The organism is Phyllobacterium sp. P30BS-XVII (genome assembly GCF_014138335.1).
Lineage (GTDB): Bacteria > Pseudomonadota > Alphaproteobacteria > Rhizobiales > Rhizobiaceae > Phyllobacterium > Phyllobacterium meliloti.
The window spans coordinates 1-18616 of record NZ_JACGXO010000010.1; the positions used below are offsets into that span (position 1 = coordinate 1).

Consider the following 18616-nt stretch of genomic DNA (forward strand, 5'->3'; position numbering starts at 1 on the left):
GTGGGCGATCCGCAGATACCAATCCTGTCAAAGCCCATCCGCCCGGCCGAACTGCGCTCAACCATTCTGGCGCTGAAACTTCAGACAGAGCAACAACCCATCCACGCGTGAGTATCAGCCAATTCATGCTCCTTTGAAAAGCTGAGATTCTGTCGCGATCCAAGGCAAGTGTGTCGACATCTGAATCGACGCGCCGTCCGAGATTGTTCCAGTCCTGCCGGTTTAGACAATCAATATAGGCGCGGTAGAGTTACGAGCAGGCGCAAGCTGCCATTTCATTGGATAGGGTGGAATTTATTTTTTCAATGAATGTCGGATTGAGGGATTCTCAAACGTCCTTTGCAAGTTAATGGATCAAAGGAGGTTGCAATGACCATTCGCACGCGCATTTCGCCGAATCTCTGGTTTGATTTCAACGCGAAAGAAGCGGTAGATTTCTACGTTTCAATTTTTCCCAATTCTAAAGTGTTGCGCACGTCGCATTATCTGAAGGACAGTCCGGGGCCGGAAGGCGAAATCATGACTATTGAGTTTCAACTCGATGGTTTGATCTTCACGGCTATCAATGGTGGACCGCAGTTCAAATTCAACGAGTCCGTGTCATTCCTGATCGAGTGCAAGGATCAGGCCGAAGTTGATCGCTATTGGAATGCTCTTCTTGCCGATGGTGGTGAGCCGAGTGTTTGCGGCTGGCTAAAGGATCGCTTCGGTTTGTCATGGCAGGTCAACTGGTCACCGATGATAGATATGCTGCTCGATGCCGACAAACAGAAGGCCGGACGCGCAATGCAGGCGATGCTCAAAATGCGCAAACTGGATGTTGCGACCCTGCAGAAGGCCTATGCCGGAGACTAAGGTCAGATATCACGGATGCCCCGCTGTGCTCAGGGATGGCGGGGCGTTACCGTAATGGCAGCTTTAGGAATCCACATCACACAGCACATCGGCTTTAGATGCGGCTGGATTGTTCCACGTCAATTGGCCGAGCGTCTTTCGTGCGGCGTATATCGACAAGAGCGCACCATGCTTGTTTGCAATGTGTATCCGCAGGACCCCGTTTTCCAACACTGTGCGAACAGTCCATTCGGGGTCCTTTAAATCCTCAAAAAGTGTAATCTCTGGGCCCACAAGTTGGGTCAGCGTTGCATTGCCCTTATCATCGAGCGAAAACTCAAGGCGATTGCCGCCCTCCCAGCATTTCAAAGTGCGAACCGGGTTCTTCGTTTGCGCAAGAGCGGGGCCTATCGATCCGAACGTGACGGCCAATATGAGAGTGACGGACAAAGAGGTATACATTCTCATGTGCGCTCCTCATTGACGGGAAAGCGAGAAGGAAACCCAGACTATCAGCTTCGCTGCAACCTGAGTTCAGGCCGAGCCATCATCCAGAAATACGTTGTCCGAACCGGTCTGGGCAACGCCGCCGCAATCAATAGCGTCACCTATACGGCCTGCCGGTCTGCCATTGATGAATACCGTTGGTGAGCCCACCGCCAATGCGCGCCCATGGGATGGCGCTGGGCATGACGGACACCCGTGCGGCGCATAGGCGTCACCAACGCGCACCGCATTCTTGCCGTTGATAATAACATCAGGACTGCCCTCAATCGCATTGGTCGGAGGGAAATGGCAATCATGGCCGGAACCGATGTCGTCTAAACGCGCTTGTGCTGGCATTCTGTTTCCATCGTGTAAATTGTAGTTTGACAATTGCCAATTGGCATAATGACGTTTGCGCTTCTATGGCCAATCCGTTCAGTTGAAGACACGGCACCCCGCTCGCATTTATGTGAGCGTACATATACAGAATTTAGGGCAAACGTTCTCAATCATTGGCAACTTCTATGAAGCTCTCAACTTTAGTGAGCTTCCAAAAAAGATAATGAGCAGCTTCCGTAAACTGGTCGAACTTACATACCCTCTTTTGCACGCCTCTTTCTTCATAATATACGTGCCACCATACTTCATCATACTTTCTCAAAACGTACTGATCTTCGCCAAATACGTCTTGTCCGACTATATCAATTTTATACTGCTCTTTACGCACATTTTTTAAATCTAGCGCTTTTATAAGCAGATCAAAGTCATCATCAATCACGGAAGGGACTCCCTGTTTCTTTCAGATATTCTTTTTGAATCAAGTAATCTATATCCTTGTTGTCGGGAACCATAAATTGCTTTCCACCACCAATCTGGTCAAACCACGGCTGAGCGGGACCAGACCACAAATCAAGAGGCTTGAGAACTTCGTATTGACGTAATGTTCGGTTTACATCGTTTGCGGGCAATGCTCGTTTTCCAAATGGTGTTCCAGATGGTGCTAAATACCCACCATTATTGTCTCCGTAACGATCAAGCATTGTTCCTTTGGGCATAGTCTCCATAATTTTTGGCCCATCAAAGCCGTCATTGGGCGGCCAGTTAATCCTGCCATCCGGTTTAACCCATTTTGGATCGATGCCTTTTTCCTTGGCCGTTGCTAGTTGCTGGTCTGTATATTTACCATTGGGCTTTGCACCCGGCTCGTCTTTATCAGTCTTTCCCTTAATTCCGTTTTGTGTGTCATCCATAAGATTACCGGCATGAACATCATCCAGCTTGAATTCAGCATGCAGATCGCCGGCCCGATAGGTACGCTCCAGCTTACGCATAGCAGAGCCTGCAACGCCGATAGTTGCTCTTACAGTGACGAGTGTGTCTTTTGTAACCCTTGCGCCAGTTTTAGCTGCGCTACCTACGGCTTTTGTGATCGCTGGAAGACTAACGTGGGCTGTGAATTTGACGGATTTAAGCAGCGCCATCGCCCCGGCTGAAAGGCCCGCCCCAAGCGCCAGTTCTCCAACTAGAAACACCGCATCCGTTGCCGTCGTGGCAACGGCATAAAGGATCCCGCATTCACGCCAACGCTTCTCTATGGCTTTCCATAGGGATACAAAAAACTCTTTAGCCTTTTCTTTTGCCAAAGCATATTCAAAATCTGCGGCTTTTTGGGCGGTTGCAGCACGTTGGGTTTCGTCTGCAGCCAAGCGTTTGTGATAGATTTCCCGACTGCCATCTTTTGCCCATGGCAGGGTATACTCATTGGAAAACCAGTCATGCCCGAATTGGTTGATTGTATCTTCCCAAGATCCATTGACGGCAGCATCTGCATGGTCGGCGGCTCTTGATCTAGCTGTCTTGGCGATACCGGAAAGAACGTCACCCTTAATGAGATGCCCTGCGGCGCTATCCATAAAACCATCAAAAAGCGATTGGCGCGCTGCCTCGCTCGTCGCAAGCTCCTTGATCAACTTAATAACGGCAACGTACTCATAAAGCTTGTTGCCGACATAATCGACATAAGAACAGTTGGACGGCAATTGGCTGCCATCCATTGTAATGTCAGGATTAACCATATTCTTTGTCAGCCGATCTTTGTCAGGTCATATGTCGGGACGACATCGGAAACGAAAAATGCCTTACGGGCAGATGCAATTAGGTCTGTAATGTAAATCGGATTGATCAGACTGGAAAAATCCATCGATCCTGGGCCAATTGCATTCAAAGTTACCAATGCCGTAGCAGCAATGGACAGAATTTCTGCATCGTCGGTTCTGTCCCCAGCTTTACTAAGCAGCGTTGCGATATTGGCAAGGCGTTCTTGCGGGGCAATATCGATATCCGCCATGTCCCGGCTTCGCGTAACAGCAAGTCCTGACCAGAATTCTTCGCGCTTTACATTGCGCAGTGCCTTGTTTTCCTGTTCTGCCGCCAGCCATTCCTCAGACAAAAGCTTCATCACGATCAAATACCTCTGTCAGTTTAGATTGATCTTGCCTGCTTTGACAGTCAGTTCGGCCTCTTCCTTGATGAGCAATTTAACACCTTCTATAGTGATCGTCCCATCGCGCTCCATCAGAATCCGAGACTTGCCGCATACGATTTCGTATTTATGGCCAATAACTGTAACCTTGGTTTGGCCAACTTCTTCCCAAGAACCTATGGCAACGCTTTCATTTTTGACACCGCCAACGGTAAGTTGATAGCCGCCGCCAACAGTAGTCGCTTTTGCTGCTCCCACCACTTCCGTCGAACTCACCATCACGGTCTCAGCCTTGTTCTTACCCACACCAATAACGAGATTGCCCTCGCCCATGGTGGCGTCGGAGAGGAAGCCCAGCTTGTCGGTGAATGCACCAAGATTGGATGACAGCAGATCGCGGGCCTTGGAACGCAGAACCTGCATGGCTGCCGTTACACCCTTTTGAAGGATATTCGGCCCGACCATCAACGTCATATTGCCGCCGATCACCTCGTGATGGTTGTTGCCAACCTCGATTGTTTTATTGTGACCGACACTTTCAGCCTGATTGTTATCAACGCGCTTCGAGCGGCTGTTACCCACATGGATTCGGTTATCCCGCTGGGCATGCATATAAATTTCTTCCTGACCATTCTCATCTTCAAAGCTCAGTTCATTGAAGCCGTCACCCTTATGGGTGTTTGTCCTGAATGTGCTCTTGGTTTTGTTGTCAGGTAACGTATACGGCACTTTCGTGCTCGGATTAGGCACGATGCCTGTGACGACGGGTCTGTCCGGGTCGCCTTCGAGATAGGTAACCATCACTTCCATGCCGATGCGCGGGATCACCTGTGCGCCGAAACCGCCGCCCGCCCAGGATTGCATCACGCGAATCCAGCAGGTGTCGGAACCGTCTTTCTTGGCGCGGTTGCGCTGCCATGGGAACCAGACTTTGATGCGTCCATATTCATCCGGATGGATTTCTTCACCCGGCGGACCGGCGACGATGGCAACCTGCGAGCCATCGATCCGCGGAGTGGTAGTATGGCGATGCGGTGTTGCCGGTAATCGGCTGGGAAGGGCTATGAACGAATTGGCGTATTCCAGCTTGCCATCGCCCGTCTCGTAGGATGAATCAACGATCTGGTGGACGATGGCGGTGACAACATATTCTTCGTGCTGGTGATCCGCATGCGCCACCTCGTAAGGCTTGAATCGCCGACCCGCCGCCAGCGTTCTGACCGTCGATGATCCTTCGATCTGCTCATGACCCGCTTCCACCGCCTGCATGCGCAGTCTGGAAGCTTGATCATTGGCCGATTGATCCATCGCTTTTGATGGATAGTGGAACAGCTCATATTCGGCATTTTTGGGCAGCGAGACAAGCGAGGGCGTCGTTGCCCCCTGCGGTCCTTGCGGCTTTTCAAAGTTCCAGTCGCCGCCAGCACGTTTTCCCGGCGTGAACTGATAATTGCGGGCAAACTCGCTGATGTGGTTTCTGTCCGTGGAACCCGCTGCAAACCTGACATCGGTATCAGGACCCTTCGTATAACCGAAGGGATGGCTTGCCACATGCAGCGTATGCTGGCCTTCCTCATGTTCAAACCAGTAGAACAGGCCGTCGGCTTCCAGCCGCCGGGTGAGATAGGCAAGGTCAGTTTCGTTCCATTGCACCGAGTAGTGCATCGGAGCGGGCGGCGTGACAACGCCGCCTGTGACCGCGGCCTTGATGCCGTGTTCGCTCAAAAGCGTTTCCACGATCTGCACCGTGGTCATGTCCATGAAGATGCGGCAGTCGGAGCGTTGCGACAGCAGCCACAATTGCGGGCGGATGATCAAGCTGTAGGACCGCAACCCACGCGAGACAGGCGGGCCTTCCTTCAACCCCGTGACAAGACCATTCCACGGCCGCCGCTGGCCATAGGCGATTTCCAGCGATAGATCGATAAGCGTTCCCACAAGCTCTTCCGGCTTGATGTCGGTACGTTTGGATTTGACGTCGACCGCGATCTCGAACAGGCCGTTGATTTCCTCGCGGATATTCATTTTCTCGGCCAGAAGAACATCTGTCCCCAGTGACGTTGAAATGCGAAGAATGCGGTCGGCTTGAATCAAGCCTGCGTCGGTGAAGTCAAATTCCATCCATTCCTCAACTGTAATTGGTCTCGAACCCACAACCTTTTATTGTTTTTAAGTTGCTTGAAAAGCGACGTCGAGTGTTTATTCGTCTATAGTGATTATTAGGCTGGTATAAACCTTCTATTCTTGAATAATCACCAGGTGAATTCAGTATCATTTTGAACAAATGCTGTTTTGGATATGGGTGTGTTCCACCGCGACCATCTTGAAACCGACAATCCAATTGCTTGAACCAGATCGCTAATCGCCATATGTGAAGGGGATCGCAGCTGTTGCCGCCCTATCACCGGAGTATCGATGTCAGACAATATAAACCGTTTTCTGGGAGACACGCCCGGCCGCATCTTGCTCAAGCTCGTTGTCATCTCGCTTTTTGTTGGCGTGGTCATGAGTGCGTTCAACTGGTCGCCACTCGATATTCTCTACGGTTTTGAGAACTTTGCCCGCCGCATCTGGAATCTTGGCTTTGGTGCCATTGAGCGTTTCGCTGACTATTTCTTGCTTGGTGCCGTCGTGGTCATTCCCTGTTTCATCATCCTGCGGTTGTTAAGCTTTCGACGCTGAGCGCAAAAATATCTCTCTGGCCTGAATGAGCCACAATTGCTGGGTATCGGCAGTGTGTCTCATTCAGGAATTGCCTATGCCAGCTTCAGAATTTCGTTTGTCACGCCGCAGCTTTCTTGGTTTTGCAACTGTCTCGGTACTCTTGCCGTTGGCAGCGTGCCAGACGGTGACAAGCCCGCCCGGAAAGGGAGAAGGCGTTTCGTCGTCAGCTACTTCTCTCGTTCAGAATATACGGTCTTCAAATGGCCTTGCCGGTTTGACTGCGGATTCCACTCTGGAGAAAGCCGCCTTGCAGCAGGCGGGTTTTATGGCAAGCGCAGGCCGGATGTCGCATACGACGGGCTGGGGTCGCGATTTTGCAACTCGGGTGAGAAATAATGAAATTCATGGTCTTGCTGCAGAAAATATTGCGGTGGGACGTATGGAATTGGACCGGCTCTTTGCGATGTGGATGGCTTCGCCTCCGCATCGCCGTAATATGCTTGATCAAAAATTCACCCGGTTTGGTCTTGCCTATTCCGAAGCATCAAGCGGCAGTACCCAGCGCTATTGGGCGCTCGTTCTTGCAAGCTAATCTTTCGGCTGCAATTGGCCGATAGTGCTGGAAAAGAACGGCGTCCAATGGCATAGAACACCGCTAGCCTTCTGGCCTCTTTCTCCGGTGTTTCCATGTCAACGCAAGTGTCAAATCCTGATGGATCAAAGATTGTTCGCCCATTCGAGGTGACCAATCGCTTGATGCTGGCGATTACGATTCCGGTGATGCTGGCATCGCTGACGACACCTTTGCTTGGCCTTGTCGACACAGCTGTTATTGGCCAGCTTGGCGATCCGCATTTGCTGGGCGGGCTTGCGATCGGCGCATTGGTCTTTGATTTTCTGTTTTCGACTATGAATTTTCTGCGTGCCGGAACGACAGGGTTGGTGGCGCAGGCCATGGGACGCCATGACAATGTCGAGCAGCAAGCCGTGTTCTGGCGGGCAATCGGCATTGCAGTGGTTGTCGGCTTTGTTTTTATCGCTATCACGCCTTTGGTTCTGACCGGGACAATCAGGTTTATGAACCCGGATTCAGCCGTCGCCAACGCCATGTCGACTTACGTGTCGATCCGGCTTTTTTCTTCGCCGATGGCGCTCGGGAATTTCGTCGTGCTTGGTCTGTTGCTGGGGCAGGGAAAGGCGATGCAGGGGCTTTACCTGCAATTCCTGCTGAACGGTGTCAATGTCATCATGACTTATTGGCTGGGCCTCGTTCAGGGTTGGGGTGTTGCGGGCATTGCCTGGGGAACAGTTCTCGGCGAAAGCGTGGCGCTTCTGGTTGGCTTGACGATGGTCTACTGGCAGTTTCGCGCGGTGCCCAACCCCTCTCTTGCGCGTATCCTCGATATGCATGCCATTCGACGGATGTTTGCGGTCAACCGCGATATCATGTTGCGTTCTTTCTTTCTGCTTATCGCCTATGCCTATTTCACCCGCGCTGGTACCGAAGCGGGTGCAGTAACATTGGCGACGAACGCCGTTTTGATGAATTTTCTGCTGATTTCAGGCTATCTGATCGATGGCGTAACCACGGCCGCAGAGCAGATTTCCGGCCGTGCCGTAGGCGCACATTATCGCCCGGCCTTTGATCGCGGCATCAAGCTGTCATTCCTGTGGGGACTGGTTCTGGCTTCGCTGATGGCACTTTTCTTCCTGACCTATGGCAACGCCATCGTTGCCCTGCTGATCAAGTCGGCCGATGTTCAGGCCATGGCAGCACTTTACATGCCATGGGCAGCTTTGGCTCCTGTCACCGGCCTGTTGGCCTTCCATATGGACGGCGTCTTCATCGGTGCCACATGGTCGCGCGACATGCGCAACATGATGATCCTGTCACTCCTCGGTTATTTCGCCGCCTATTACGTCCTGCCGCAATTTATGGGCAATCACGGTCTCTGGCTGGCGCTGCACCTTTTCCTCGGATTGCGGGGACTGTCGCTTCTGGCAATCCTGCCACGGCGGGCAAGGTTGCAGTTCGCCAACTAGATCAATGAGCTGGTTTGCCGTTCAGCGCGATCAATCGCATGCTGGATCAATCGGTCCACAAGTTCGGGATAGGGGATGCCAGTCGCTCCAAGCGCCTTCGGATACATGCTGATATTGGTGAAGCCCGGTATGGTGTTGACCTCGTTGACGACCATGCTCATATCGGGCCGAACGAAGAAATCAACGCGGGCCATGCCTTCACAGCCCAAGGCCCGGAATGCGCGTCCCGCCATATCCTGCAACTGCCCTGCGACAGCGGTCGGGAGATTGGCTGGAATAGACAGGGCAGCACCATCCGCGTCGATATACTTGGCTTCATAGGTATAAAACCCGTGGCTTGCCGCCGGAGCGATCTCGCCGGGGACTGAGACAGTCAATGATCCATCGCCATGTTCCAGCACGCCGAATTCAATCTCGCGCGCCTGAACGAATTCTTCTACGATGAGCTTACGGTCGTGCTTGAAGGCCTCTTTGATGGCCGCATCAAAGGCTTCCGCAGTCGCTGCCTTGCCGACACCGACGGATGAGCCCTGCCGGGCAGGTTTGATAAAGACCGGCGTCCCCAGATCGCGTGCGATATCGTCGAAAGAGGCCGCTTCGCCAAACTGGATCGTCACGCCTCGCGCGACTGGCAGTCCTGCCTCTTTGAGCAGGCGCTTGGCAATGTCCTTATCCATAGCCGCAGCGGACCCGAGAATCCCGCAGCCAACATAGGCCACATCAGCGACTTCGGCCAATCCCTGCACAGAGCCGTCTTCACCATAGAGGCCATGCAGCACTGGAAAAACCACATCGACAGGCGGCAGTTCATGCGGCGCGCCACTTGCCGGAATAACCAAAAGACGACCTTTACCACCCGGCAGCAGGCTGACCTCTGGTCCGGTTGTCGGCACTACCTTTGGAAGGCCACCATCTTCAAGCTCAACCAGCAGCCACCGCCCGCTGCGTGTAATGCCGATAGGCACTATTTCGTATTTTGACGTATCGATGGCCTTGACGACATTGCTGGCAGAAAGAAGGGAAACCTCATGTTCGGCTGAACGTCCGCCAAAGAGAACTGCAACCCGTCTTTTGCTTGTCATCAATCTGTTTCCATGTGGTTGGGAATATCGCTGCTCCTTTGGATTGAGGAACAATGGCAAAATTACGCTTCAAGATCAGGCTGGGATGTCTTTGACAGCCCACTCTGCAACATCGCGGTCACGCAGTTCAGCAATGTTGCTCACGCCGTCGCGTTTTAGTGCCGCTGACATATCCTTGATAATCTCGGCAGCAAGCCCGGGGCCGCGATAGATCATACTCGTGTAGAGCTGGACAAGATCAGCGCCCGCGCGGATTTTTGCGATTGCCGTCTTGGCGCTGTCAATGCCACCAACACCGATGATTGGCAGATCAGGTCCAACGCGCTGGCGCATTTTAGCCAGAACAATTGTTGAGCGGGTAAAGATCGGTGCACCTGAAAGTCCACCAGCCTCGGCTGTGTTTTTCGCGCTGCGCAAGCCAGTGCGTGATAGCGTGGTATTGGAGATGATCAGACCATCAAGCGGATGTAGTCCAACCTCGGCCGCAATATTGTCAAGGCTTGCATCAGGCAGGTCAGGTGCGATCTTCAGAAATACGGACCGCCTTGCACCCGATTGTGCAGCAACTTCATCGCGCGCTTCCAGCACCTTGCCGAGCAATTCCTTGAGGCTGTCGCGCGCCTGCAGGTCACGCAGACCGGGCGTGTTCGGCGAAGAAATGTTGACGGTGAAGTAACTTGCAAGCGTATGGAATTTGCGGATACCGGCGACATAGTCTGCCACGCGATCAGCCGAATCCTTGTTGGCTCCGATATTGACCCCGACAATTCCCGGATGGTTCTTGCGTGATGAAAGGCGCTGGAACGCAGCCTCATGACCTTCATTGTTGAAGCCGAGACGATTGATTACAGCATTGTCTTCAACCAGACGGAAAATGCGTGGTTTCGGATTACCGGATTGCGCCAGCGGCGTGAGAGTGCCGATTTCAGCGAAACCGAAGCCAAGTTTCAATAAAGCGTCCGGCACCTCAGCATTCTTGTCGTAACCCGCAGCCATACCCAATGGATTTGGAAACTTCAGTCCCGCAATCTCGACACGCAAGGCTGGATCCTTTGTTGAGGCACAGGACGGAACGAGTCCCGTTTTCAAGGCCTTGATCGACATGCCGTGGGCATCTTCCGGGTCGAAGGTGAAGAGAACTTTGCGGCCAATCGACTGAAACAGCCCGCTCATGCATCCATCTCCGGAAACTGGTGTTTGCCGTCGGCATCCAGCGGCAGAGGCTTGACCCATAGAACGGCATCCATGGGGAGCGATGCATAGAGATGCGGGAAAAGATCACCGCCGCGAGAAACTTCGTACTTCAAGGCTTCGCCAAGTCGGTCAGCCTCGACTGCAATCAGCAGCAGGTCATTCTGTCCAACAAAGTGTTTGGCTGCCGTTTCCACCGCCTGTGCGGCGGTCGAAAAATGAATATAGCCGTCGGCATGGTCAATCGGTGCGCCATCAAACACACCGGCAGCTTCTGCCGCCTGCCAAAGTGCCCTTGGGGCAATCTTGTAAATCAATTTGCTCATGCGGTTTTACTAGACGCAAAACCGCAATGCGCAAAGAGTAGACTGACATCGGTAACAGAAATCTCGACCCGAATTCCTATTTTCGGCGTATTATCCGCTCAAGGTGGATGTTCTGCATTTCGGAGGTCAGTCATGTCACGCACACGAACTCTCTTTGCCGCCGTTACGGCTGTACCACTTCTGGCTATTGCTGGCTCAACGAGCGCTTTTGCTGAAGACACGGTGAGCTATTCGCTGGAAAAGACCGAAACCGGTTATATCAGGCTGAACAATAAAACAGGCGAGATGTCCATCTGCCAGGAAAAATCCGGCCAGCTGGTCTGCAAGCTCGCTACGGAAGAGCGCAAGGCTTATGAGGAAGATCTGGCTGATCTGAAAACCCGCGTCGCCAAATTGGAAGAGGCGGTGGCGAGTATAGGCAAAATCCCGCCTGTTATACGCGATGCGCTGCCTTCCGATGAAGAATTTGAAAAAGGCTTGAGCTACATGGAGAAATTCATGCGTCGTTTCATGGGCATTGCCAAGGAATTCGAGAACGACGACAAGGGCTCGAAGGCAGAACCACAAAAGACCTGAACCCCACGAATTTCCGCATGATTTTCCGGGTCTGTTTTCCACGGATAATAGCAAATCCTTGCCTCTCCGCATCATTTTGTTCTTGATTTGTTCACGCAATTATACGACTTTAGTCGTTCAATAATTGACGCTGGAGGGACAGGATGAACGAGGGCCCAAGATTGATCGGTGAGATTTCCATCCGGCTTTTTGTGCGCCACGGCGACCAGCAAATGGCCCTGGATTTCTATGAGAATGTGTTTGGTGCGCGGATTGTCGGGCGACCTTATCTGCACAATGGTGAATTGATTGCAGCGGAAATGCGCATGGGCGCATCCGTGATCATGATTGTGGGTGCAAATCCGAAACGCGATGCGGATGCTTCAATGGGCGGCCCGCGCTCTGTTCACGCCATTGGTGCGACGCCTGTCATGCTCGACATCCATGTGGATGATGTGGATCGTGTCATGCACCATGCCACGTCGGAAGGCGGCCATGTGCGCAATGCCGTTGAGGAACTTGACAATGGTGATCGTGTCGGCGTGCTTACCGATCCGTTTGGCCATTTGTGGGTGGTTAAGTCACGGCGCAAGCATCTGGCTGCGTAACGCACGCATCTGCCGCGTGAAGTGGCAACCGGCAATTCTGCTATGCCGGTTGCCAAAGTGGAATATCAGGCAGCGAACCTCTTGGTTGCTGCAATGAGTTCATGAACAATGCCCGGCTCCGTGACTGAATGACCGGCATCTTCAACAATCCGCAAATCGGCTTCGGGCCAGACCTTTTTCAAATGCCAGGCGTTCAGCAACGGCGTACACATATCATAGCGGCCATGCACCAGAACGCCCGGAATCTCGCGGATCAGATGGGCATTGCGCAGGAGATGATCATCCGTGTCGAAAAAGCCCTTGTTCTGGAAATAGTGGCACTCGATCCGCGCAAATGCGATGGCAAAGTGGTCTCCGGCAAAAGCCTCTTCTCGCGCTGGATCTGGCAGAAGGGAAAGCGCCGAGCCTTCCCAGCGCGCCCACAATTTGGCCGCAGCCAAGCGAACGGCCGGGTCCTCGTCGGTAAGGCGTTTGTAATAGGCGGCAATCATGTCGCCGCGCTCTGCCTCCGGAATATGCTCCTGATAGGCCTCAAAACGGTCTGGATAGATGATGCTCGCGCCGTTTGAGTAGAACCATTCAATCTCAAATCGACGGATCATGAAGATGCCGCGCAAGATCAATTCGGTGACGTGTGCCGGATGCGTCTGGGCATAGGCGAGTGCAAGGGTCGAACCCCATGAGCCACCGAAAACCTGCCATTTCTCGATACCGAAATGCTCGCGGATGCGCTCCATATCGGCCACAAGATCCCATGTCGTGTTCTCACGCAGTTCAGCATAAGGCGTTGATTTTCCACAACCACGCTGGTCAAAGAGAATGATGCGGTAAAGCTCCGGATCATGCAGGCGGCGCATGGTGGGATTAATTCCGCCGCCTGGCCCGCCATGGATCATGATGACCGGTTTACCATTGGGATTGCCGCATTCCTCCACATGAATACTGTGCAAATCGGACACAGCAAGCATCTGCTCGGAATAGGGCTGAGTCTCGGGGTAAAGAGTATTGGTGATCATGCATCTTTCTTTCGAAGATTGTGCGTCATGTACGTATGATTGCGCGGGATTATGGTTTTGCCAAGTCAATTCATGTGTTTAGCAGATATCAACGAACATGCCGCACGGGTTTGGAGCTTTTATGTGGACTAAATTTGTCTTGATATATCAGGTAAATACGCTTTAGTCGAAAGCATTAAAATCAATAAATTACAGTTGCTGATATTTTTCGAAATAAGGACTTTTCAATAATGAAATTTAAGTTTGTCATTGTGGACGATCATCCACTTTTCCGCGGCGCATTGAAAGCAGCTCTTGGCATGCAGCCATGGGATGCGGAAATTATTGAAGTGGGCGATCTGGAGAGCGCCAAGAAATTGTTGCTCGACATATTTGATGTTGATCTGGTGCTTCTTGATCTTGCGTTGAATGGGGTTAGTGGCCTGACTGGCTTGATCACCTTGCGCGCGCTGTGTCCAGCCATTCCGATTGCAGTCGTTTCGGCAACTGATGATCTGTTCACCGTTCGCGCAGCTCTTGCACTGGGTGCATCGGGTTTTATTTCCAAATCATCGACGCCGGATAAAATTGGCCTTGCGGTCAGCAAAATATTTGACGGTGAAATCTGGTCGCCGCCCGCGTGCGAGGATGAAAGTTCTCTTGATGCTGAGCATTATGAGTTGATTGCTTGTTTGCGCCGGCTCACGCCCCAGCAGGCGCGCGTTCTCGGTATGATGGCTGGCGGTATGCTGAACAAGCAGATCGCCCACGAGCTTAATGTATCGGAGGCGACCATCAAGGCGCATGTGTCGGCTGTTCTGAATAAGCTCGGTGTTGAAAGCCGGACACAGGCAGTCATTCGTTTTTCGCGTTTCAAGTCCGACACGGCGACCTTGAACACTGAACTTGTTGAATTTTAGCAGACCTGAATGCAATTCAACCGCAGCTATCAGTTAGCTGAAAGTGCGAAAGGAGCGCTCTGAGGGCTGCGGGTTTGACGGGTTTGTTGATAACAGAAACATTGGCGGACATGGCGTCGTCGCGCAACTGGTTGGATCGCTCGGCGGTAACGAGCGCAGCCCTTATCTGACAATCATAATGGCTACGAGCATATTCAACGAGATCAAGACCGGTTGCATCACCGAGATTGTAGTCAGCAAGGATGACATCTGGCGGCGCCGTGTGATTTTGGCAAAAGCTGCTTAAAGCGCCGCTGTGGCTCAACATGTCCACTTTGCATCCCCAGCTTTGCAAGAGCGCTTTCATCGCGGAAAGCGAATGCTCATCATCGTCAATGCAAAGAATTGCCAGGCCATCCAATGAACTGGGGTGCCGTAGGGCTGGGATCTCATTGACAGGCGTTGATGCTCTGGTTTTTGACACCGGCATCTGCACCGAGAAAACCGAGCCTTTTCCAAGGCATGAACGAACCTCGACGGACATGTCCAGAGTTTTGGCTATGCGTTCAACGATCGATAGACCAAGGCCAAGACCATCCGATTCCTTCATGCCCTCGCAGAGCCGGGAGAATTCACGGAAGATGATGTCCAGCTTTGATCTGGCAATACCAATACCCGTATCAAGGACCTGAACCTCAAGCATTTGGCCCCGGCGGCGCACCCCGACCAGTATCTTGCCGGACTTACAGTACTTGATCGCGTTCGAAACGAGGTTCTGAAGCAAGCGGCGCAGGAGGTTGCGATCTGTCGCAACGATGGCCGAACTCTCGACCAGTTTGAGTTCAAGACCCTTCCGGAGGGCCGCAGGCAAAAAATCCCCTATCACCTGCTGTAAAAGCGTGTTCAGCGCAAAGACAGAGATAGCAGGCTTCACAGCACCCGCGTCCAACCGTGAAATGTCCAGCAACGTGTTGAAAATCGACTCTACGGCCTCGAGAGACGAATCGAGGCTGGCCGCCAAGGATCTCTGATGCGGATCGCCCAATTGCTCGGTCAGTGCGGACGCATAAAGACGGGCAGCATTGAGCGGTTGCAGGATATCGTGCCCCGCATCCACCAGAAAACGTGTCTTGCTGATATTGGCTTCCTCGGCCCGGCGCTGTGCTTTTGCCAGTTCCTCATTCGCATGCGTAAGCTCTGCTGTCCGTTCGCGAACACGTGCATCGAGATGCTCATCTCCCCGACGTAAACCCAAGGCACGGATGAGCGGTCGGCCCCTGCTGTTTTCGCTGTCAGCATGCCGGTCAATTGTCTTGGTACGCACATAGTGTGCCATGAGATATAAAAGTGCGACGAGCGCGCCAGTCCAGCCCACCATGGGCCTCAACCTTCCGTTAAATAGCGGCAAATGCCTTCATGAAAATGGATCGATCTCAAAATGGGAATGCGGAAAAATCTGCGGTAATGAATGCGTATCTACTTATAAAACAAAACTTTTTGTTAATAATTTAGGAACATCTGTTACTGTCAATCTGTGTTGCACGTCGCATCACTGGGGACTGACAGCTTCCAATTAACACGGAATACTGGAGAGTGGTATATCATGCTAAAGGAATTCAAAGAATTTGCCTTGAAGGGAAACATGGTCGATCTCGCCATTGGTGTGATCATCGGCGGTGCTTTTGGCAAACTGGTTGACTCGATTGTTAACGACATCCTGATGCCGATTATCGGGCTTATTACAGGTGGCGTAGACTTTTCCAACATGTATATCCAATTGGCGGGAGCGCCCGCTGCTACACTGGCTGCCGCACGCGCCGCCGGCGCAACGCTTGCTTACGGCAACTTCATCACCCTGGTGATCAACTTCCTGATTATCGCCTGGGTTCTCTTCATGGTGGTGAAAGCCATGAACAGGCTCAAGAAGAAGGAGGTGGTTGCTCCTGAAGCCCCTGCTGCGCCGACCAAGGAAGAAGTATTGCTTACTGACATCCGCGATCTGCTCGCCAAACGCTAAGGCGTTTCGCACATATTTTAAAACCCCGGCCCCGTGCCGGGGTTTTTGTTTATACCTGTCGGTAAGTCGTCAGCAGACTATCAGCGGCGGTGATGGGAACATCACAAATATCCACGTGATTATTAAGTTTCGTTGCGTTACGTCTGGCCTCTGGCATTGGAGAAAATCATATGGGTCTGATCGAACATTTGCGCCACGAAGCGGCTGTCGCTCCCGAAAGCGGCATTGTTGCCGTGATGAACCACGGGAGGCGACAGGAGGGTGTCATCCCTTTATGGGCAGGCGAAGGCGATCTGCCCACGCCGGATTTCATCCGTGACGCCGCAAGTGCTGGCTTGGCCAATGGCGAGACCTTTTACACCTGGCAGGCAGGCATTCCGGAATTGCGGCAGGCGCTGGCTGATTATCACAAGCGCCATTTCAATGTTGATCTGCCTGTAGATCACTTTTATGTCACGGGCTCCGGCATGCAATCGATCCAGCTTGCGATTCAGGCCACTGCGGGGGCAGGGGATGAAGTGATCTATCTGTCGCCCGCATGGCCGAATTTTGCCGCCGCAGCCGGTATTGCCGGTGCAACGCCGGTTCCTGTCATTCAGGATTTCACCGGAAATGGCTGGACACTTGATCCCCAGAAAATCCGCGATGCAATCACGCCAAAAACAAAGGCGCTGTTCATCAATTCTCCATCCAACCCATCAGGTTGGACTGCCGATATCGAAACACTGAAAGAGATATTGCAGATTGCGCGCCAGCATGGTCTGTGGATCGTTGCCGATGAGATCTACACCCATTTTTATTACGGTGCGCAGCGGTCGCCGTCTTTCTTTGACGTCATGGACGCGGATGACCGCATCATTTTCGTCAACAGCTTTTCCAAGAACTGGGCCATGACGGGTTGGCGGGTAGGCTGGATGACCGTCCATCCTTCCCTTGGCAAAACTGTAGAAAACCTCATTCAATATTCAACGTCGGGCGTCGCGCAATTCATGCAGCGCGGTGCCGTTGCTGCGCTTGATCATGGTGACGAATTTATCCGAATGCAGGTTGATCGTGCGCACAAGGCCCGCGACATTCTCTGTGCCAAACTTGCGGCCACCGGCAGGGTGCGGCTGTCGCCGCCCGCAGGCGCTTTCTACCTGCTCTTCGGTATTGAGGGTGTCATGGATTCATACCGTGCCGCCTTTGATATTGTCGATCAGGCAAAGGTAGGCCTTGCGCCCGGCACAGCTTTTGGGGATGGTGGTGAAGCCTTCCTGCGACTGTGTTTTGCCCGGCGAATCGATCAGGTCGAGGAGGCTGCCGATCGCCTCGCAGACTGGATTCGGAAACGTTGAATCGCATACATCTCAATAATACCCAGGCCACCATTCTTTCCCTATTCATTGCCTCGGCTGGCGCTTTCAGCGCCGGTTTTGTCGGTCTGCCTATCCCCTTTCTGCTTGGATCAACGCTCGCGGTTACGGCCGCATCGCTGTCGGGTGTTCGTATTCATTTGCCCGACTGGCTGCGGGTCTTCGTCTTCTTCATGCTGGGTATTCAGGCTGGTTCCGGTGTTTCGCCTGATACGATCAACCAGATGGTGCTGTGGCCGGTGAGTTTTTTCATGCTCTTTGTCGCGCTGGTCGCTGTGACGGGGCTCACCTATCTGATGCTGCGTAAAGGGTTTGGCTGGGATGGGCCCACAGCCCTGTTTTCGTCGCTGCCGGGTGCGCTTTCCTTCGTGCTGGTTGCGGCGATGGGAACGCAGGCCAATATGGTCAAGATCACCGTGGTTCAATGTATCCGCCTGTTATTGCTGATCGGCTTTCTCGCGCCACTGCTGGCGATCATCGCAAAGAACGCGCCGCACGTTGTTGTTGAGATGAATTATAACTGGACGGTGCAGGAGGCACTTATCCTGTTTGTCTGCGGCCTTGGGGGTGCGCTTCTTGGTCACTTCACCCGTGTGCCCGGCGGCATGATGCTGGGGGCTCTGCTGGCGAGCGCCTTGCTGCACGGGGCATCCTTGGTGACAGCCGTAGTGCCACGCTCCATCGCTGATATCGGATTGATTATTCTGGGTGTTCTGATTGGCTCGCGAGTCGGAGCGGAGCATCGCACCCAACTCGTGCGCTATCTGCCCGCAGCTCTCTGTGCGTTCGTCATTGGAACCGTCGCATCATTTCTTGCCGCCTTTGCCGTCTGGTACATGCTGGATATCCATCCGGCCCAGATCGCGCTTGCCTTCGCGCCCGGCGCGCTGGAAGCTTTGACCGTGATCGCCTTCTCTCTGGGTGTTGACCCTTCCTATGTGGCATCTCATCACGTGGCGCGGTTCCTGATGATTGCGCTGGCTGTCCCATTTCTCGCTCGTTGGTTGAGTAATGCCGACGCAAATAAATAAGCCCGCCATATCGAACGAAATGACGGGCCTCTTCTAGCTTCAGAAAAT

At 52.9% G+C, this 18616-nt stretch carries 21 protein-coding genes; 10 read left to right on the top strand and 11 right to left on the bottom strand.

Going from position 1 to position 18616, the window contains the following annotated elements:
• Nucleotides 1-369: 369 nt before the first annotated feature.
• A complete protein-coding gene (locus FHW17_RS22130; protein WP_112526941.1) occupies nt 370-855 on the top strand; it encodes a VOC family protein in 486 nt (161 codons plus the stop codon).
• Nucleotides 856-918: 63 nt separating this feature from the next.
• Here the strand turns inward: FHW17_RS22130 and FHW17_RS22135 are convergent, their stop codons facing one another.
• From FHW17_RS22135 to tssI, 6 genes are all read right to left on the bottom strand, one after another.
• Nucleotides 919-1296: a hypothetical protein gene (locus tag FHW17_RS22135; protein ID WP_162700492.1), complete on the bottom strand. Its 378-nt coding sequence runs from the start codon at nt 1294-1296 to the stop codon at nt 919-921.
• A gap of 72 nt (nt 1297-1368) precedes the next feature.
• Nucleotides 1369-1677, bottom strand: a complete 309-nt coding sequence (locus FHW17_RS22140) for a PAAR domain-containing protein (RefSeq protein ID WP_112526945.1) — start codon at nt 1675-1677, stop codon at nt 1369-1371.
• A gap of 148 nt (nt 1678-1825) precedes the next feature.
• A complete protein-coding gene (locus tag FHW17_RS22145) occupies nt 1826-2098 on the bottom strand; it encodes a hypothetical protein (protein ID WP_112526947.1) in 273 nt (90 codons plus the stop codon).
• On the bottom strand, nt 2091-3395 hold the full coding sequence (locus FHW17_RS22150; protein WP_112526949.1) for a TNT domain-containing protein: 1305 nt from the start codon (nt 3393-3395) through the stop codon (nt 2091-2093). Before FHW17_RS22150 ends, FHW17_RS22145 begins: the two co-directional genes overlap by 8 nt.
• Nucleotides 3396-3403: 8 nt before the next feature.
• Complete coding sequence (locus FHW17_RS22155; RefSeq protein WP_182510845.1) at nt 3404-3781, bottom strand: hypothetical protein; 378 nt, start codon at nt 3779-3781, stop codon at nt 3404-3406.
• Between the two features lie 15 nt (nt 3782-3796).
• On the bottom strand, nt 3797-5923 hold the full coding sequence (gene tssI / locus FHW17_RS22160; RefSeq protein WP_182510846.1) for a type VI secretion system tip protein TssI/VgrG: 2127 nt from the start codon (nt 5921-5923) through the stop codon (nt 3797-3799).
• A 294-nt stretch (nt 5924-6217) separates the two neighbouring features.
• Between tssI and FHW17_RS22165 the strand changes: the two genes are divergently transcribed.
• The 3 genes from FHW17_RS22165 (at nt 6218) to FHW17_RS22175 (ending at nt 8509) form a co-directional block, all read left to right on the top strand.
• Nucleotides 6218-6484 carry a DUF6460 domain-containing protein gene (locus FHW17_RS22165; RefSeq protein WP_091883242.1) on the top strand — a complete coding sequence of 89 codons (267 nt, stop codon included), beginning with the start codon at nt 6218-6220 and terminating at the stop codon, nt 6482-6484.
• A 76-nt stretch (nt 6485-6560) separates the two neighbouring features.
• Nucleotides 6561-7058 carry a CAP domain-containing protein gene (locus tag FHW17_RS22170; protein WP_182510847.1) on the top strand — a complete coding sequence of 166 codons (498 nt, stop codon included), beginning with the start codon at nt 6561-6563 and terminating at the stop codon, nt 7056-7058.
• Nucleotides 7059-7153: 95 nt separating this feature from the next.
• Nucleotides 7154-8509: an MATE family efflux transporter gene (locus FHW17_RS22175; RefSeq protein WP_112526957.1), complete on the top strand. Its 1356-nt coding sequence runs from the start codon at nt 7154-7156 to the stop codon at nt 8507-8509.
• On the opposite strand, the gene FHW17_RS22180 is transcribed toward FHW17_RS22175, so the two are convergent.
• From FHW17_RS22180 to FHW17_RS22190, 3 genes are all read right to left on the bottom strand, one after another.
• Nucleotides 8506-9591 (bottom strand): D-alanine--D-alanine ligase family protein, encoded by a 1086-nt coding sequence (locus tag FHW17_RS22180; RefSeq protein WP_182510848.1) that lies wholly within the window; start codon nt 9589-9591, stop codon nt 8506-8508. The two genes, FHW17_RS22175 and FHW17_RS22180, sit on opposite strands and share 4 nt — an antisense overlap.
• Before the next feature lie 75 nt (nt 9592-9666).
• On the bottom strand, nt 9667-10764 hold the full coding sequence (locus FHW17_RS22185) for a quinone-dependent dihydroorotate dehydrogenase (RefSeq protein WP_182510849.1): 1098 nt from the start codon (nt 10762-10764) through the stop codon (nt 9667-9669).
• Nucleotides 10761-11108 (bottom strand): DUF952 domain-containing protein, encoded by a 348-nt coding sequence (locus FHW17_RS22190; protein WP_182510850.1) that lies wholly within the window; start codon nt 11106-11108, stop codon nt 10761-10763. Before FHW17_RS22190 ends, FHW17_RS22185 begins: the two co-directional genes overlap by 4 nt.
• 132 nt (nt 11109-11240) lie before the next feature.
• Here FHW17_RS22190 and FHW17_RS22195 point away from each other — a divergent pair, with 132 nt between their 5' ends.
• Entirely contained in the window at nt 11241-11684 is a 444-nt protein-coding gene (locus FHW17_RS22195; RefSeq protein WP_182510851.1) for a hypothetical protein, read from the top strand.
• Between the two features lie 143 nt (nt 11685-11827).
• Nucleotides 11828-12271: a VOC family protein gene (locus FHW17_RS22200; protein ID WP_091883259.1), complete on the top strand. Its 444-nt coding sequence runs from the start codon at nt 11828-11830 to the stop codon at nt 12269-12271.
• 65 nt (nt 12272-12336) lie between these two features.
• Here the strand turns inward: FHW17_RS22200 and pip are convergent, their stop codons facing one another.
• Nucleotides 12337-13287 (bottom strand): prolyl aminopeptidase, encoded by a 951-nt coding sequence (pip, locus tag FHW17_RS22205; RefSeq protein ID WP_112526966.1) that lies wholly within the window; start codon nt 13285-13287, stop codon nt 12337-12339.
• A 230-nt stretch (nt 13288-13517) separates the two neighbouring features.
• Here pip and FHW17_RS22210 point away from each other — a divergent pair, with 230 nt between their 5' ends.
• Nucleotides 13518-14186: a response regulator transcription factor gene (locus tag FHW17_RS22210; RefSeq protein WP_112526968.1), complete on the top strand. Its 669-nt coding sequence runs from the start codon at nt 13518-13520 to the stop codon at nt 14184-14186.
• Between the two features lie 16 nt (nt 14187-14202).
• Here the strand turns inward: FHW17_RS22210 and FHW17_RS22215 are convergent, their stop codons facing one another.
• Nucleotides 14203-15543, bottom strand: coding sequence for a hybrid sensor histidine kinase/response regulator (locus FHW17_RS22215; RefSeq protein ID WP_112526970.1), 1341 nt, complete (start codon nt 15541-15543; stop codon nt 14203-14205).
• Between the two features lie 225 nt (nt 15544-15768).
• Here FHW17_RS22215 and mscL point away from each other — a divergent pair, with 225 nt between their 5' ends.
• The 3 genes from mscL to FHW17_RS22230 all read left to right on the top strand — a co-directional run bounded on the left by mscL (nt 15769) and on the right by FHW17_RS22230 (nt 18568).
• A complete protein-coding gene (gene mscL, locus FHW17_RS22220) occupies nt 15769-16182 on the top strand; it encodes a large conductance mechanosensitive channel protein MscL (protein ID WP_112526972.1) in 414 nt (137 codons plus the stop codon).
• A 170-nt stretch (nt 16183-16352) separates the two neighbouring features.
• A complete protein-coding gene (locus FHW17_RS22225; protein ID WP_112526974.1) occupies nt 16353-17519 on the top strand; it encodes a pyridoxal phosphate-dependent aminotransferase in 1167 nt (388 codons plus the stop codon).
• On the top strand, nt 17516-18568 hold the full coding sequence (locus FHW17_RS22230) for an AbrB family transcriptional regulator (protein ID WP_112526976.1): 1053 nt from the start codon (nt 17516-17518) through the stop codon (nt 18566-18568). Before FHW17_RS22225 ends, FHW17_RS22230 begins: the two co-directional genes overlap by 4 nt.
• Nucleotides 18569-18616 lie beyond the last annotated feature (48 nt).

Coding starts and splice junctions, on each gene's coding strand:
- FHW17_RS22185 (WP_182510849.1), bottom strand. CDS start 10,764: ATGAGCGGGCTGTTTCAGTCGATTGGCCGCAAAGTTCTCTTCACCTTC.
- FHW17_RS22200 (WP_091883259.1), top strand. CDS start 11,828: ATGAACGAGGGCCCAAGATTGATCGGTGAGATTTCCATCCGGCTTTTT.
- FHW17_RS22130 (WP_112526941.1), top strand. CDS start 370: ATGACCATTCGCACGCGCATTTCGCCGAATCTCTGGTTTGATTTCAAC.
- FHW17_RS22210 (WP_112526968.1), top strand. CDS start 13,518: ATGAAATTTAAGTTTGTCATTGTGGACGATCATCCACTTTTCCGCGGC.
- FHW17_RS22215 (WP_112526970.1), bottom strand. CDS start 15,543: ATGGTGGGCTGGACTGGCGCGCTCGTCGCACTTTTATATCTCATGGCA.
- mscL (WP_112526972.1), top strand. CDS start 15,769: ATGCTAAAGGAATTCAAAGAATTTGCCTTGAAGGGAAACATGGTCGAT.
- FHW17_RS22190 (WP_182510850.1), bottom strand. CDS start 11,108: ATGAGCAAATTGATTTACAAGATTGCCCCAAGGGCACTTTGGCAGGCG.
- FHW17_RS22140 (WP_112526945.1), bottom strand. CDS start 1,677: ATGCCAGCACAAGCGCGTTTAGACGACATCGGTTCCGGCCATGATTGC.
- FHW17_RS22175 (WP_112526957.1), top strand. CDS start 7,154: ATGTCAACGCAAGTGTCAAATCCTGATGGATCAAAGATTGTTCGCCCA.
- FHW17_RS22150 (WP_112526949.1), bottom strand. CDS start 3,395: ATGGTTAATCCTGACATTACAATGGATGGCAGCCAATTGCCGTCCAAC.
- FHW17_RS22195 (WP_182510851.1), top strand. CDS start 11,241: ATGTCACGCACACGAACTCTCTTTGCCGCCGTTACGGCTGTACCACTT.
- pip (WP_112526966.1), bottom strand. CDS start 13,287: ATGATCACCAATACTCTTTACCCCGAGACTCAGCCCTATTCCGAGCAG.
- FHW17_RS22165 (WP_091883242.1), top strand. CDS start 6,218: ATGTCAGACAATATAAACCGTTTTCTGGGAGACACGCCCGGCCGCATC.
- FHW17_RS22170 (WP_182510847.1), top strand. CDS start 6,561: ATGCCAGCTTCAGAATTTCGTTTGTCACGCCGCAGCTTTCTTGGTTTT.
- tssI (WP_182510846.1), bottom strand. CDS start 5,923: ATGGAATTTGACTTCACCGACGCAGGCTTGATTCAAGCCGACCGCATT.
- FHW17_RS22180 (WP_182510848.1), bottom strand. CDS start 9,591: ATGACAAGCAAAAGACGGGTTGCAGTTCTCTTTGGCGGACGTTCAGCC.
- FHW17_RS22225 (WP_112526974.1), top strand. CDS start 16,353: ATGGGTCTGATCGAACATTTGCGCCACGAAGCGGCTGTCGCTCCCGAA.
- FHW17_RS22135 (WP_162700492.1), bottom strand. CDS start 1,296: ATGTATACCTCTTTGTCCGTCACTCTCATATTGGCCGTCACGTTCGGA.